This window comes from Phyllobacterium brassicacearum (assembly GCF_003010955.1).
In the GTDB taxonomy this organism is placed as follows: domain Bacteria; phylum Pseudomonadota; class Alphaproteobacteria; order Rhizobiales; family Rhizobiaceae; genus Phyllobacterium; species Phyllobacterium brassicacearum.
In genome coordinates this window covers 1-826 of record NZ_PGGO01000079.1, presented here as the reverse complement: position 1 = coordinate 826, position 826 = coordinate 1, and the positions used below count along the sequence as shown (strand labels likewise).

Below are 826 nucleotides of genomic sequence, written 5' to 3'. Positions count from 1 at the left end.
GGCACTGTAACCTTAACTTACCGCCAGTTCTGATCGGGCACATTAGTGTCTTTGATGGCGCTGTCATGCATTGGTCACGCACGCAATCTCACGCCACGCTGTCATTGCAGTATGACGAAGGTCACGATGGTCTGGTGAAGAGATTGTGCTGCGGGGAAAGTTGTGAAGGTTGGCAATGGGATCATGGATGGAGACAAATCGCTGAAGCTGCCGGGATGATTTGAAGCGCTTCATGATCCTCTCTCGTCGTCGCATCGGCTGATGTGAATTCTCCGCCCGGTTGTTCAATCCCTTGTGCTGACGGTGATCGCAGGATGTCAGGCCGATCTGCCTGTTGGCTGCAGCATAGGATTTGAGCTTGTCTGTCACCATGACACGTGGTGCGCGGCCTTGCACCTTTAGCAGCTTGCGGATTAGACGTTTGGCTGCCTTGGCATTCCTACGGCTTTGCACAAGGACATCCAGCACGAAACCAGCCTGATCCACGGCGCGCCATAGCCAATGCTTCTTGCCATTGATCGAAACAACAACTTCATCAAGGTGCCACTTGTCGCCAAGACGGGGTGTGCGCCGGCGGATCCTGTTGGCATAGACCCGCCCGAACTTTTCCGCCCATTGTCTAATCGTCTTGTGGGAGACGATCATCCCTTTGTAGGCCAGCATATCTTCCACCATACGAAGACTGAGCGGAAAGCGGAAGTAAAGCCACACCGCTTCGGCGATGATTTCGGCTGGAAAGCGATGGCGGTGATAGAGCTGGTCACAAACCTTGGTCATGCTGCATTGTCAGGCATCAAGATGTCGGGAAAGTTAAGGTTACAGTGCC

The 826-nt window shown here is 53.6% G+C and carries 1 protein-coding gene; it reads right to left on the bottom strand.

The annotated features are described in order from the left end of the window. Positions 1-63: 63 nt before the first annotated feature. Positions 64-777, bottom strand: coding sequence for an IS6 family transposase (locus CU102_RS28340; protein WP_106714353.1), 714 nt, complete (start codon positions 775-777; stop codon positions 64-66). Positions 778-826 lie beyond the last annotated feature (49 nt).